14 protein-coding genes and 2 pseudogenes are annotated in these 14,019 nt (G+C 60.3%); 15 read left to right on the top strand and 1 reads right to left on the bottom strand.

Translation table 11 applies throughout. The features are described 5' to 3' along the window. Window positions 1-74 precede the first annotated feature (74 nt). The 12 genes and pseudogenes from DWF74_RS25150 to DWF74_RS30715 all read left to right on the top strand — a co-directional run. Window positions 75-899, top strand: coding sequence for a substrate-binding periplasmic protein (locus DWF74_RS25150; RefSeq protein ID WP_115581918.1), 825 nt, complete (start codon window positions 75-77; stop codon window positions 897-899). Window positions 900-908: 9 nt separating this feature from the next. Beyond that, entirely contained in the window at window positions 909-1,265 is a 357-nt protein-coding gene (locus tag DWF74_RS25155; protein ID WP_102863889.1) for a DUF4398 domain-containing protein, read from the top strand. Beyond that, the gene (locus DWF74_RS25160) at window positions 1,262-2,074 is read left to right on the top strand and encodes an OmpA family protein (RefSeq protein ID WP_102863888.1); all 813 of its coding nucleotides are present in this window, start codon (window positions 1,262-1,264) and stop codon (window positions 2,072-2,074) included. Before DWF74_RS25155 ends, DWF74_RS25160 begins: the two co-directional genes overlap by 4 nt. 205 nt (window positions 2,075-2,279) lie before the next feature. Further along, entirely contained in the window at window positions 2,280-3,719 is a 1,440-nt protein-coding gene (locus DWF74_RS25165) for a PLP-dependent aminotransferase family protein (RefSeq protein WP_102863887.1), read from the top strand. A gap of 76 nt (window positions 3,720-3,795) precedes the next feature. Further along, the gene (locus DWF74_RS25170; protein WP_102863886.1) at window positions 3,796-4,299 is read left to right on the top strand and encodes a translation initiation factor 2; all 504 of its coding nucleotides are present in this window, start codon (window positions 3,796-3,798) and stop codon (window positions 4,297-4,299) included. A 169-nt stretch (window positions 4,300-4,468) separates the two neighbouring features. Continuing rightward, entirely contained in the window at window positions 4,469-4,723 is a 255-nt protein-coding gene (locus tag DWF74_RS25175) for a YkgJ family cysteine cluster protein (RefSeq protein WP_102863885.1), read from the top strand. A gap of 38 nt (window positions 4,724-4,761) precedes the next feature. After that, a complete protein-coding gene (locus DWF74_RS25180) occupies window positions 4,762-5,370 on the top strand; it encodes an START domain-containing protein (protein ID WP_102863884.1) in 609 nt (202 codons plus the stop codon). A 145-nt stretch (window positions 5,371-5,515) separates the two neighbouring features. Then, a complete protein-coding gene (locus DWF74_RS25185; protein WP_115581919.1) occupies window positions 5,516-5,749 on the top strand; it encodes a hypothetical protein in 234 nt (77 codons plus the stop codon). 214 nt (window positions 5,750-5,963) lie between these two features. Further along, complete coding sequence (locus DWF74_RS25190) at window positions 5,964-6,305, top strand: ribonuclease E inhibitor RraB (protein ID WP_115581920.1); 342 nt, start codon at window positions 5,964-5,966, stop codon at window positions 6,303-6,305. A 343-nt stretch (window positions 6,306-6,648) separates the two neighbouring features. Further along, window positions 6,649-6,798: pseudogene (locus DWF74_RS25195) on the top strand (circularly permuted type 2 ATP-grasp protein); the annotation flags it as partial. Between the two features lie 11 nt (window positions 6,799-6,809). Continuing rightward, complete coding sequence (locus tag DWF74_RS25200) at window positions 6,810-7,760, top strand: alpha-E domain-containing protein (RefSeq protein WP_115581921.1); 951 nt, start codon at window positions 6,810-6,812, stop codon at window positions 7,758-7,760. Next, a pseudogene (locus tag DWF74_RS30715) lies at window positions 7,757-8,033 on the top strand (transglutaminase N-terminal domain-containing protein); the annotation flags it as partial. The gene DWF74_RS25200 and the pseudogene DWF74_RS30715, both read left to right, overlap by 4 nt. A gap of 82 nt (window positions 8,034-8,115) precedes the next feature. Here DWF74_RS30715 and DWF74_RS25210 read toward each other — a convergent pair. Beyond that, a complete protein-coding gene (locus tag DWF74_RS25210; RefSeq protein WP_115581922.1) occupies window positions 8,116-8,922 on the bottom strand; it encodes a c-type cytochrome in 807 nt (268 codons plus the stop codon). An 855-nt stretch (window positions 8,923-9,777) separates the two neighbouring features. Here DWF74_RS25210 and DWF74_RS25220 point away from each other — a divergent pair. From DWF74_RS25220 to DWF74_RS25230, 3 genes are all read left to right on the top strand, one after another. After that, window positions 9,778-10,983, top strand: a complete 1,206-nt coding sequence (locus tag DWF74_RS25220; protein WP_115581923.1) for an acetyl-CoA C-acetyltransferase — start codon at window positions 9,778-9,780, stop codon at window positions 10,981-10,983. Window positions 10,984-11,008: 25 nt separating this feature from the next. Beyond that, complete coding sequence (locus tag DWF74_RS25225; RefSeq protein WP_115581924.1) at window positions 11,009-13,153, top strand: 3-hydroxyacyl-CoA dehydrogenase NAD-binding domain-containing protein; 2,145 nt, start codon at window positions 11,009-11,011, stop codon at window positions 13,151-13,153. A gap of 105 nt (window positions 13,154-13,258) precedes the next feature. Next, complete coding sequence (locus DWF74_RS25230; RefSeq protein WP_102863876.1) at window positions 13,259-13,981, top strand: amidotransferase; 723 nt, start codon at window positions 13,259-13,261, stop codon at window positions 13,979-13,981. Window positions 13,982-14,019: the final 38 nt, after the last annotated feature.

A 14,019-nucleotide genomic window follows, 5' to 3' on the forward strand; every position in this document is an offset into this window, starting at 1 on the left:
GGCTTCACTTATAAAGAGCCCGGCCCTTTGGCCGGGCTTTTTTTTGTCTGTTTTTTGTTGGGGAGAATTTCGCCATGGATCTGCGCCGCATGAGGGGCTGGTCAGCGCTGTTGGGTCTGGCGTTGTTGCCATCGCTGTCGATGGCTGCGGGCAAGTGCGAACGCCTGGTGGTCACCGGCAGCCCGGATGCACCACCCTACCTGTGGCGCGATCCGCAGAATCCCAAGCACCTGATAGGGGCCAGTGCCGATCTATTGCAGCAGGTGGCGGGAGAGTTGGGGCTCAAGATCGAGTTGCTGTACGCCGGCAAACGTTCCGAGGCCTTGGATGAAGTGCGCAGTGGGCGCATGGATCTGCTAGCCGACGCGCCCCTGACCTTGAACGAACTGGAGTCCCTGGACTACATCCATCCGGCCCTGGTGCAGAACGACTACCTGGTGTGGACCCGCAAGGACTCCACCCTGAGCTACAACCAGCCGTTGGATCTTGTCGGCCATCCCGGCGCGGTATCGGAAAAGGCCAGGCTGACCCAGCCCTTTCAGGCTATGGCCAAGGAGCATCTGCAACTCAAGCCTTTACCGAATCTGACCCAGGTTTTCCAGACCTTGCTCCTGGGGGAAGTGGACTATGTTCTGGCGCCGCGTTACGCGGGCATGGCCATGGCCCAGTCCTTGGGGATGGCGGCGGATCTGGTGTCCTTTCCCCAGCCTGTCGACAAACCGGGGCTGTTCCTGGCCTTGTCCCACAACTCCGCCTGCAATGATCCATGGTTGCGCGGACAGTTGGCAAAAAAGATGACAGAATTGCCCGCGTCCGGTCTGACGGAGGCCTTGCTGCAGCGCAATCTGGAGCGCTGGAAGGCCCAGTTGCAGCAACCCGTCAGCAGCCCAAAACCGTAGGAATCACGTGTGACTATTCGACCTCTTTTCGCTGCCCTGGCCCTGTTGGCCTTGGCGGGTTGTGCAACCGATCCGGCGCCCAACGAGCAGATGCGCCTTACTGCCCAGGCCCTGGAACAAGCCAAGGCCGTGGGGGCTTCGGCCGAGGACATGCCTGAGTTGAAACTGGCCGAAGACAAGTTCGCCCGTGCCCAGGGCAATATGCAGGATGAGTCGTACAAGAAGGCGCGGATGCGCGCCGAGCAGGCCGAACTGGATGCGCGTCTGGCAGAAGCCAAGGTCCTGACTCAGAAAAGCCAGGAGCAGGTGAATGTGCTCAATACCCGCATTACGCGCCTGCGCAAGCAGTTGGGAGACGCCCAATGAGCCTCTCTATCCGTATCTTCGGCGGCGCTGTGCTGTTGGCCTGCGCCGGTCTCTATGGATGCGCCGGCCAGCACAGTGAGGAAGCCTTGCAGCAAGCCGGCAACGACTTCCAGAAGGTCAAGGAAGACTCCAATGTGCTGCGTATCGCGCCCAAGGACGTGATACGTGCGGGTGAGTCCCTGGCTCGTGCTGATCGTCTGTCGACCTACTGGGGCAGCGGTGGCGACGTGGAGCACTATGCCTACCTGAGCCGTCGTTACAGCGAAATCGCCCGTGAGCACACCGAACAGGCGCTGAATCAGGAGCGTGCGGCCAAGCTCGAGCTGGAGCGTCAACGTCTGCAACTGGCCCTGCGTGAGGCCAAGTTGCTGAGTGTGCAGCAGCAGGGCAAATGGCTCGAAGAGCAGATCATCAGCCTGGCCACCACCCAGACCGATCGTGGTCTGGTGATGACTCTGGGAGACGTGCTGTTCGACACCGGTGAAGCCGAGTTGAAGAGTTCGGCGAACCGCACGGTGCTCAAGGTGGTGCAGTTCCTCCAGCTGAACCCTAAGCGCGTGGTGCGCATCGAGGGCTACACCGATAACACCGGGGAGCGTCAGAGCAACCTGCAGCTGTCTCGCGATCGTGCCCAGGCGGTGGCCGATGTGCTGGTGGACCTGGGAATCGACGAAAAGCGTGTCCATGTCCAGGGCTATGGTGACGAGTACCCAGTGGAAGCCAATGCCTCCGAGCGGGGCCGGGCGCAGAACCGTCGGGTGGAAATCGTCTTCTCCGACGACAAGGGCCAACTCGGCGCTGCTCGCTGAAACACTGATCCTTTTGCCCCTGAAAAGCCCGACGCCTCGCAAGCGTTGGGTTTTTTTATGTCTGAGGGTGTCGCAAAAACTCGACAGTTCTACTTTTCACTGCCCTGTGTCCTCGACTATTGTAGAAACTGTCCCAGTACACTTCTAAACTGTGCCGGTATTGTTTCACACAAGAATAAAACGCCGTGAAATCGAGTGCTGCGCCATGACCAATCTCTTGCTCTATCAACGTATCGCTCAGCAACTGGCTGAGGATATTCGCCGTGGTGTCTACCAGCCGGGGGAGCGCGTACCGTCGGTGCGCAAGATGAGCTCGCAGCTCAATGTCAGCCACGCCACGGTGCTCCAGGCCTACGCCAATCTGGAAGATCAGGGGCTTATCCGCGCGCGTCCCCAATCGGGTTACTACGTGCACCAGACCCCGGCTCTGACCGCGCCGACCCCGGATATTGCCCGGGTCGAACGTCCAGGACTGGTCACGCGCAGCAGCATTATTCAGCAGGTGCTGGTGGAGTCCCGTCGCGAGGGAGTGTTTCCCCTGGGGGCGGCAGTGCCCAGCGTTGACTATTTGCCGGTGCGGGCGCTGCACCAGCAATTGGCCAAGGTCACGCGTTTTCACAGTCCGCGGGCGTTCAGCTATATGTTCAGCCCGGGATTCGAGCCCTTGCGGCGTCAGGTGGCGATTCGCATGCGCGATGCCGGGGTCGTGGTCGACCCTTCGGAAGTGGTGATTACCCACGGATGCGTCGATGCCTTGCAGATGTCCCTAAGGGTCCTGACCCGGCCGGGTGATCTGATCGCCGCGGAATCGCCGACCTATTACGGGCTGCTGCAACTGGCGGACCTGCTGGGGCTCAAGGTCATCGAGATTCCCAGCGACCCCTCTACGGGCATGAGCCTTGAGGCCCTGCAGCTGGCGGCCAACCAATGGTCGATCAAGGCCCTGGTACTGACTACGCGCCTGAGCAACCCCCTGGGTGGAACCATGCCGGAGGAGCGGCAGAAGCAACTGCTGCGCCTGGCTTCGGACTTCGATATCCAGGTGGTCGAGGACGATATCTACGGCGAGTTGATGTTCGAAGTGGGGCGCACCAAGGCCCTCAAGGCCTATGACCGCCTGGACCGGGTGATCTACTGCTCAAGCTTCTCCAAGACCCTATCGCCGGGAGTGCGTATCGGCTGGATGATTGCTGGCAAGTATCAGCAGGAGATCCAGCGCCTGCAGACCTTCAGTACCCATTCTGCGTGTAGCGTGACGCAGATGGGGGTTGCGGCGTATCTGGAGAACGGTGGTTATGACCGTCATTTGCGCTACATCCGCCAGGAATACCGCAAGAACCTCAGCGCCTTTCAACTGGCGGTGCAGCAGCATTTTCCGGAAGGTACGCAGATTACCCGGCCCAACGGCGGGTTCATTCTCTGGGTCAGCCTGCCGGGACGGGTCAACACCCAGGAACTGCACGTGCGGGCTTTGCAGCAGGGCATCAGCATCGCTCCGGGGTTGATCTTCAGTAACACCGAACAGTTCAACCACTGCGTGCGCCTGAATTGCGGGACACCTTGGAACCGCGAGGCCGAGCGAGCCTTGATGACCCTGGGCATGCTCGCCAGTCAGTTATGCCAAGAAGCGTCCGGCGGATTCTAGACAGTGCGGTCCCATGCTTGTCATGGGGCTTGCAACAAGCGAGCATAGGGCACCTTTTGTCGATCTACCTGCCTTTATGAAAGCCTTTTTTCCTGCCATCTGGTTGAGTGCCTGCCTCTTGGGAGTCGTTGCGGCGCCTGTCCAGGCGGCCTCGACCCCGGATAAACCGGCTGCCAGCGTTACTCATTCAAGCAAGGCCTCCAGCACCAAGCAGGCGCCAGCGAGCAAGACCAAGCCGTCCGCCAATGCCAGCAAAGCCCAGCCCAAGAAAAAGACCAAGCCTGCGCCCAAGAAGGCCAAGTCCAAGTGGGCCTATCAAGATATCAACACACCTCTGGCCAGCCCCAAGCTCGACTTGAGCCTGCCACCGGAAATGGTCAAGCACTTGCAGCCTGTGGGAGCGCTGCCGCTGCCCAAGCGCGAGCCTCTGCTGCCGCAGATGTTTGGCGAGAAGCCCAAGGACAGCAGTCCGTTCCAACTCAACGGTCGATTGCTCAGCAACGAAATGCAGCTGCAGTTACGCAACGAGGAGCGTCGGGATATCGAGGGTGCTGCCCTGGATTTCGAGTTCAAGCAGTAAATTCATCAACCACTCTGTGACCGAGTTGACCGGCACTTTGTCGGAGACTGATCAGTCACGCACGGTTGTGCGTCAAATCCGTTCTTTGAGTAATTTTAAACGGCTGTTTTAGCGGTTACTCTTGTCCGGCCTCATTCAACACTATGCTTGTCGCGAGGAGCTTTTCGTCATGAACTGCCGTGAAGGTTGTGGCGCTTGCTGCATTGCCCCTTCTATCAGTACGCCGATTCCCGGAATGCCCAATGGCAAGCCGGCGGGAGAACGTTGCCTGCACCTTTCTGTCGAACACCTGTGCGGTCTTTTCGGCAGGCCGGAGCGGCCAGCGGTTTGTGGGGCATTTCAGGCGGACCCTGAGGTGTGTGGCGAAAGTCGAGAAGACGCCATCCGTTTGCTCGGTTGGTGGGAACAAGTGACGGCTGCTTAGTTTTAATGAACGGAACTTCAACAATAAGGAATAAGACAATGGGTTCGCTGCATCGAATTGCTGTGCTCTGTGGTTTAACCGTGCTGCTGTCGGCAACGGCCCACGCCGAAGATTGGCAAACGGCCAAGGATGAAGACGGCATCAAGATTTCCTTGAGTGAAGTGGCCGGTTCCAAATACAAGGCCTATCGCGGCGTCACCACCATGAAGACCTCCATCGCCAAGCTTCGCGCGCTGCAGGAAGACGTGGCCGGTGCCTGCTCCTGGATTCATGAGTGCAAGAGCCAGAAGCTGCTCAAGCATGAGGGCGATCAAAGCTGGACCTACACTCAGTTCAATACCCCCTGGCCAGTGACTGCCCGTGACTCGGTGCTGCACATTACCTCCAGCGAGGCCGCCGATGGCAGTCTGACCCGTAAGCTGGAAGGCGTGCCCACCTACATTCCCGAAGAGAAAGGCTTCGTGCGTGTGTCCCAGGTTGAGGGTTACTGGAAGTTTGTGCCCAAAGGGGCCGATCAGGTGGAAGTGACCTACCAGGTGCATACCGAGCCGGGTGGCAGCGTGCCGTCCTGGCTGGCCAACAAGTTCGTGGTGGACGCGCCCTTCAATACTTTGAAGGCGCTCAAGGCCCGTGCCGAAAAGCCGTAATCGGCTGATTGTCCACGGGATTCATCAAGGCCGCCTCCGGGCGGTCTTTTTATTGGTTTGTCCCCGCCAGCACTGTGGAACGTTTGCTTCGCACTCAAGGTCGAGATGCTGTAGGTCCACTCATGGGGCTATCAAGGAGGCGTTGATGCAAAAGTGGCAAGTCACTTTCGTGGATGATCATGGCGTCCAGTCCGTCGAGCAGTTCGATTGCGAGCAGCAACCGACGTTGGAACGCGCCGCACAATTGGTCCGGGCCAGGTTGCTGCCAGTGAGTGCCGAACTGGATCTCAATGATCTGGATGGGCGCACCGATGCCCCCACCCTCAAGAGCTTGAAAGAGCAGAACAGCATTCAGATTCTCAGCATTACGCCGATGTAATGAGAGCAGAGAGGGCTCCGACAGCAATTTCTGGCGTCGTCCAGGTGTTGGCGCTAATCTGCAAACGAGATCAGCGAATTCTTCGCTAAGCTCTGATCTTGTCAGCTCCATGCTTGTTTCCTGACGACCCGCCCCGGGTCGTGATGTCGGTCACTTTTGGCCGGCGGGTCGGGAAGCACGGAAAGTCTATCCATCGGTTTGAGGAGGACGTTTCATGAGCACAGCCTTTCAAGAAGACCTCAGCAGCAGTGTGTTGCGCCGCATGAAAGAAGGCGGTTTTGACTTTTCACGATTCCATCCCATCGAGTTCTACGCCATTTTCCCGGATGAGGAGCGGGCACGCAGGGCGGCAGGACAGTTTCGCGGTGAATCCTTGAATGCCCAGGTCAGCGTGCGTGACGACGGCGCCTGGTATCTGGAGTTGAGCAAGGTGATGTACGCCACCCATGGCGGCATCGGGGATTTTGAACAGGACTTCGAGGCAGTGGTCGAACCCCTGGGCGGTATCATTGAAGGCTGGGGGGTGAAACATGAGATCCGTGGGCGTCTGTTATAGCTAAGGTTGTGTGCATCGAGACTGACAATTGGCTGACCTGCGGGTCGGCCAATTGTGTTTTCAGGGGCCGCAAAGGCAAAAAAAAGCCACCCGATAGGGTGGCTAAAAGGGAAGACCGGTCAGGAGAGGGAACCGGTCGGGAGAGCCCGGACCCGGTTGTCATCGGCGTCATCAAGGTTGCAGCAGCTACTTCATCAGGCTTGGTGAAGTGTTTGCTCGATGGGGCGATTATCCCCGTGTGTCCCCCGGCGGTGAAATCAACTCTGACTATGCTGGTGATAGCCAAAACCTGCGCCTGGCCATTACGTACAAAGGAGGGGCAGCGGCTTCGCGCAGCGAGGGTAGACACGCCAGGTTGCGGCCTGTCCTCGCCGATCGCGAAACCCGTGTGGTGTCCGGTGGTCTTACTCGTGTGGCCCTGCGTGAAGGCTCCCTGGTGGTGAACTCCTCCCAGGTTGGCGGCACCAAGGACACCTGGGTAGTGGAGGATTAAGGACGCCTGCCATGTTGAGTCGAACCGCTTCAGACCTGTACTGGATGTCCCGTTATCTGGAGCGCGCGGAAAACCTCGCGCGGATGCTCGACGTCAGCTATTCGCTGTCGCTGATGCCCCAGGATGGGCACGGTGACGGCCTGCACGAACTGGCCATGCCGCTGTTGATCACCGGCACCCTTGAAGACTACCAGGCTCGCCATGAGACGCTGCTTGCCGAGCGGCTGTTGCAGTTCTTTGCCCTGGATGCTGCCAATCCGGCCAGTATCTATAGTTGCCTGGGTTCGGCCCGGGCCTGTGCCCACGCGGTACGCGGGCGGATCACCGCCGATATGTGGGAAAACGTCAACGCCACCTGGCTGGATATTCAACAGATTGCCCGCCAAGGTCTCAGTACCTACGGCATAAACCGCTTTTGCGAATGGATCAAGGAGCGCTACCACCTGTTTCGCGGAGCCTCCTACGGCACCATCATGCGCAACGATGCCTTCCGGTTTATCCGCCTGGGCACCTTTATCGAACGGGCCGACAACACCCTGCGCCTGCTGGATGCACGCTACGAGATGACTGGCGACCAGGTTGATGCGGTCGGTGACGGTACCGCCTGTGCGTATTACCAATGGAGCGCCTTGCTTCGCGCCCTGTCGTCCTTCGAGGCCTATACCGAGATCTACCGCGAAGCTCCCGGAGCCCGGCATGTCGCCCAGTTGCTGCTGTTGCATGCCGACGTGCCGCGCTCATTGCGCGCCTGCACCGAAGAGATCGACCAGATCCTCGCCAGCCTGCCAGGGGACAACGGGCTTCCGGCCCAGCGTCTTGCGGCGCAGATGAATGCGCGTCTGCGCTGCATCGGCATTGATGAAATTCTCGACGAGGGCCTGCATGCCTGGCTCACCGACTTCATTCCCCGGGTGCGCCAGTTGGGCGATGCCATTCACCGTGCCTACCTGGAGGCGGCGTGAGACTCTCCATCAGCCACGCAACCGCCTATCGCTACCAGCATCCGGTACGAACCAGCATCCACTACTTGAGCCTGACGCCCCACGACAGTGAGCGCCAGCAGGTGCTCGCCTGAGCGAGGCTGATGAAGCGTTGCGTGAATTTGCCAGTCAGCAATGCGCAAGGCGCTGTGATCGTGCCGCTCTGGTCGAGCTGATGCAGGGCTTAACCAGCTCATGGCCTACACATTGAGGGCAATGGATGTGGCTACCTGCGCGGCCGAGGCTTTCGCCGGGGCGGTGCCGGCGAACACATGCATACCAGGATGGTGCAAGCAGCAGTCACTTCTGCAAGCGCCGGCTCGCTGGCGAAAGGGACTCAAGGAATCTGCTTGCGCCCCGCCATATGCCGGAGGTACTCCAGCAACAATTCCAGCTCCCCATCCGACAGGACGCTGTTGCTGAACCCAGGCATTTTCGCCTGGGGCCAGCGCCTCAGGCTTTGCGGATCGCGGATATAGCGCTTGAGAAAATCACTGCCGAAATACTCGGTGGGGTTATAGGGAATGTTCAAGTCCGGTCCGAACTGAGAGTCGCCAGCGCCATTGAGTCGGTGGCAGGCCAGGCAGTTTTTCTGAAACAGGGCGAACCCCTGGTTGACTGGATCATCGACCGCCAGCTTCGGGTCCGGGCCCAGGGCCGGGAAACGCTCCGCCACCGGCGCCAGGCGCTGAATGCGTGCAACCTGGAACGGCCATTGCTCGGGGCTGATGTGCCCGGCCGCAGGATTGCTCCATACCAGGTAGAAAGGTCCGGCGCTGGGCTTGTCCGCTGCCAGTGACGGCCAGGGTTTGTCAGGGGCCTCAATGGCCAGCCAGGCCTGGGCGCCCTTGCGATTGAGCAGGGGCGCGGCGTTCAACTCTGCGGCAAAGCCGTCCAGAGCCACGGCTTGCAGATGGTCCTCGGCCTTGAGGCCCTTGAGCAGGGCCGCCATGGGCACGGCTCGGTACTGCATCTCGCGCTTGTAGGACACATCGTCCTTGATGCGGATGTCCCGGGCTTCGGGGTGCTTGAGCAGTTCTTCGGTTTGCCAGGTGCGGCTGTCTGAGCCCAGGTCGATCAGCAGTTGCGCAGCGTGTAGCGGACTGCTCGACAACAGAGCAGCGCAAAGGATGAGAGCTTTCAATTGATGTCCATCGGATCGTCGTCAGTGGGTTCGTCGCCGGGGAGTACATCCTCTGGTTGCGACACATGGTCGAACAGGGCAGCCCGGAGTTTTTCATGGTTACCGCCGTTGACGATACCGAAATGGTCGCGTTTGACCAGGGTATCTTCGGCTTCCAGGGCATGCTGGCCAGTGTCGCTTTAGCTCACCACCGTGGCGTTGGGGGCCAGCACCACGTTGCGCAACTGCTGGGCCAAGCCCTCGGCACCGATGCTGTTAACGTCCTCCAGTTCCTCGGGAAGACTGGCACGCAAAACTGTCCCCCGGTAGGAACCGGGGGGCGATTTTCTATCTCGTTGGTCGAGCAGCCACAGATCAGCCGATCACTTTGGTGAGGTTCGGCAAGATCAGCAGCAGTGTGGTTGCAAAGAGAATGAGCCCCGCCTGGCGTACTTTCGAATGTTTGAACATGGCTGAATGCCTTTTGTTGTTATTCCTGAGCATCTATGCACGCCGGTCGCTGTTCTTTTTACGATGAGCCGGCTATGTGTCCTTTTTCTGATCTGTCCCGGCGCAGAATCCGTCTGGGACTTCCTACAGTTTCTACCTTAGGGGCCTTGAATCCTCTGGCTTAGATCCAATTCGTATGAAGTTATAGCTGCACTTCCTGAAAAAGCTATAAATCCGCCTGCATACCGGGTGGCCGCCCTTTGGCTAGACAGCTCGCGACCCTTCATCGGTGCATCGCTTAGCTGCCTACCGTTCGTCTGAGCGTCACCGTCAAGGCGGCTGAGCGCATCGGTCATTGAATCCGTCGCTGCCGCGCCTAATGTGGGAGCTCGACATTTCCCCCCTGGATAGCGGTTCGAGGACGTCATGACCCAAGCTTTGATATTCGATGCGTTACGCACGCCCCGTGGCAAAGGCAAGGCTGGTGGCGCCTTGCACAGTGTGAAACCGGTGAATCTGGTAGCCGGCCTGTTGCGGGCCCTGCAACAACGTTGCGAGCTGGACACCAGCCAGGTGGACGACGTGGTCCTGGGCTGCGTGACCCCCATCGGCGATCAAGGGGCCGATATCGCCAAGACCGCCGTCCAGGCAGCGGACTGGGATGTGAGCGTGGCGGGGGTGCAGATCAATCGCTTCTGCGCCTCGGGGCTGGAGGCGGTCAACCTGGGCGCGATGAAGGTGCTCTCGGGCTTCGAGGAACTGGTGGTGGTCGGTGGCGTCGAGTCCATGTCGCGGGTCCCCATGGGCAGTGATGGCGGCGCCTGGGTACTGGACCCAGAGACCAACATGCACAGTCATTTCACGCCCCAGGGGATAGGTGCCGACCTGATTGCGACCCTGGAAGGTTTCTCCCGCGAGGACGTCGACCGCTTTGCCCTGCAATCCCAGCAGAAGGCTGCCCGTGCGCGCTCCAGCGGTGCCTTCGGCAAGTCTCTGGTGCCGGTTCAGGACCAGAACGGCATCGTGCTGCTGGACCATGACGAATTCATTCGCGCCGATTCGACCCTGGAAGGCCTGGGCAACCTCAAGCCGAGTTTCGAGATGATGGGGCAGATGGGCTTCGACGCCACTGCGCTGCGGGTCTACAGCCATGTGGAACGCATCAACCATGTGCACACCCCGGGCAACAGCTCAGGAATCGTCGACGGTGCGGCGCTGATGCTCATCGGCTCGCAAGCCAAGGGCCGGGAGCTGGGACTCAAGCCCCGGGCGCGGATCGTTGCCACTGCGGTGACCAGCACCGATCCCACCATCATGCTTACCGGCCCGGCACCGGCCACTCGCAAGGCCCTGGCCAAGGCCGGGCTGCGAGTCGAGGACATCGACCTGTTCGAGGTCAACGAAGCCTTTGCCTCGGTGGTGCTCAAGTTCATCAAGGACATGGCCATCGATCCGGCCAAGGTCAACGTCAACGGCGGCTCCATCGCCATGGGCCATCCACTGGGCGCCACCGGTTGCGCAATTCTCGGCACCTTGCTCGACGAGCTGGAAGTCCGGCGCCAGCGCTATGGCCTGGCCACCCTGTGTGTCGGCGGCGGTATGGGTATCGCCACCATCATCGAACGCCTCTGAGCCCCGACTTCAAGGAATTTCCTTCATGACCGATGCCATCCGTTACGAAAAGGGCCAGGACCAGATCGTTGTCCTGACCATCGATATGCCGGGCCAGAGCGCCAATACCATGAACGCGGTGTACCGCGATGCCATGGCCACTGCCGTGGCCCGGCTGCAGGCCGAACAGGATTCCATTGCCGGGGTGATCATTACCTCGGCGAAAAAGACTTTCTTTGCCGGTGGTGACCTCAATGAGCTGATCAAGGTCGGCAAGCCGCAGGCCAAGGCCTTTTACGACATGGTGCTGACCCTCAAGGGCCAGTTGCGTGCCCTGGAGACCCTGGGCAAGCCCGTGGTCGCCGCGATCAACGGCGCCGCCCTGGGCGGTGGCTGGGAGATCTGTCTGGCCTGCCATCGCCGAATCGCACTGGACGACAAGTCGCTACAGATCGGTCTGCCGGAAGTGACCCTGGGCCTGCTGCCCGGTGGCGGTGGCGTGGTGCGCATGGTGCGCATGCTGGGCCTGGAGAAGGCCTTGCCTTATTTGCTGGAGGGCAAGAAAGTGCGTGCGCAGCAGGCGCTGCAGGCTGGCCTGATCGATGAACTGGCGACAGACCGCGACGACCTGCTGGCCAAGGCCCGGGCCTGGATTCAGGCCAACCCGGCCGCCAGGCAACCTTGGGATGTGCGCGGTCATCAGATTCCCGGAGGCTCGCCGGCGAACCCGAAAGTGGCGCAAATGCTGGCCATCGCCCCGTCGATCCTGCGGAACAAGACCCAGGGCTGCTTCCCGGCACCGGAGAAGATCCTCTGCGCTGCCGTTGAAGGCGCCCAGGTGGACTTCGACACCGCGCAACTGATCGAGACCCGCTACTTCACCGAGCTGACCACCGGCCAGGTGGCGAAGAACATGATCGGCACCTTCTGGTTCCAGCTCAACGAGATCAATGCCGGCGGTTCACGTCCTCAAGGCATAGCGCCGCAGACCACGAAAAAACTCGGGGTACTCGGTGCCGGGATGATGGGCGCGGGGATTGCCTACGTCAGTGCCGTCGCAGGCATCGAGGTGGTGCTCAAGGATATAAGCCGCGAAGCGGCGCAGAAGGGCAAGGCCCACGCGGCAGCGCTGCTGGAGAAAAAAGTCGCGCGCGGACACATGAGCAACGAGCAGCGCGAGGCAATCTTGGCGCGGATTCTCACCACGGCTGAAGAGACCGACCTGGCCGGCTGCGACCTGATCATCGAAGCTGTGTTCGAGGATCGAGAACTCAAGGCCAAGGTGTCCAGGGCTGCCCAGCAGGTGGTCGGCGCGGACGCCGTGATTGCCTCCAACACCTCCACCTTGCCCATTACCGGGCTGGCCACCGCAGTACCCAATCCGGACAAGTTCATCGGTCTGCATTTCTTCAGCCCGGTGGAGAAAATGCCTCTGGTGGAAATCATCAAAGGGGCGAAGACCAGCGATGAAACCCTGGCTCGAGGTTTCGACTTCGTCCTGCAGATCAAGAAGACCCCGATTGTGGTCAATGACAGCCGCGGTTTCTTCACCTCCCGGGTGTTCGGTACGTTTACCAACGAAGGCATCGCCATGCTGGGCGAAGGCATCGCGGCCCCGATGATCGAAGCCGAGGCGCGCAAGGCCGGGATGCCCGTCGGACCGCTGGCAATCTCCGATGAGGTTTCCCTGAGCCTGATGAGCCATATTCGCCTGCAGACCACCAAGGACTTGCAGGCCGAAGGCCGGCCTGCCATCGAGCATCCGGCATTTGCCGTGATCGATTTGTTGCTCAACGAATACAAGCGAGCGGGCAAGGCTGCCGGAGGCGGCTTCTACGACTACCCGGCCGGCGGCCAGAAGCACCTGTGGCCACAATTGCACACGCGCTTCTACAAGGCCGACGGGCAGATCTCGCCCCAGGATGTGCGCGACCGCCTGCTGTTCATCCAGGCCATCGAAACCGTGCGCTGTGTGGAGGAGGGCGTGTTGCAGTCCACCGCTGACGCCAATATCGGCTCGATCTTTGGTATCGGTTTTGCGGCCTGGAGCGGTGGTGCCCTGCAGTTCATCAATCAGTACGGGGTGCAGGATTTCGTCGCTCGTGCGCAGTACCTGGCGGAGCAGTACGGCGAGCGTTTCACTCCGCCGACGCTGCTTCTGGAAAAGGCCCGCCAGGGCCAGTTGTTCTGACGCAGACATGCAGTAAATGACCCGCCCCGGGGCTTGCCTTGCCGTGGTATTTCAAGGCAGGCTCTGGGGTGTTCATTATTGCCATCGCCTTGTCAGGAATTTTTTATGTCGCTACGCATCTGCATTCTTGAAACCGATATCCTGCGTCCCGAACTGGTCGATCAATATCAGGGTTACGGGCAGATGTTCCAGCGTCTGTTTTCCCAGCAGCCCATCGCCGCCCAGTTCAGTGTCTACAACGTGGTCCAGGGCGAGTATCCCGGCGATGAGCTGGAGTTCGATGCCTATCTGGTGACGGGCAGCAAGGCCGATTCCTTCGGTACCGATCCCTGGATCGAAACCCTCAGGACCTACCTTTTGGGTCGCTACGAGCGCGGCGACAAGCTGTTGGGCATCTGCTTTGGTCATCAGTTGCTGGCGTTGCTCCTGGGGGGCAAGAGCGAGCGGGCGGTTCAGGGCTGGGGCGTGGGAACCCACAGCTACAAGTTGGCGGCCAAGGCCCCGTGGATGAGCCCGGTGGTGGAGGAACTGACCCTGTTGATCAGCCACCAGGACCAGGTCACCGCGTTGCCGGAAAATGCCACGGTGATCGCCTCCAGCGATTTCTGCCCCTTCGCGGCCTACCACATCAACGACCAGGTGCTGTGCTTCCAGGGGCATCCCGAGTTCATCCACGATTACTCCCGGGCCCTGCTGGATCTGCGCCAGGAGTTTCTCGGCGAGCAGATCTACCAGAAAGGCGTGGCCAGCCTTGAGCACGATCATCACGGCACCACCGTTGCGGAGTGGATGATGCGCTTCGTCGCTCACAAGCCTGAAGCCGCCTGAGTGCGCCTGTGGCCCTGCCGCAAGGGCAGGGCCATCGT

Origin of the sequence: Pseudomonas protegens (assembly GCF_003363755.1) — a bacterium.
In the GTDB taxonomy this organism is placed as follows: domain Bacteria; phylum Pseudomonadota; class Gammaproteobacteria; order Pseudomonadales; family Pseudomonadaceae; genus Aquipseudomonas; species Aquipseudomonas danubii.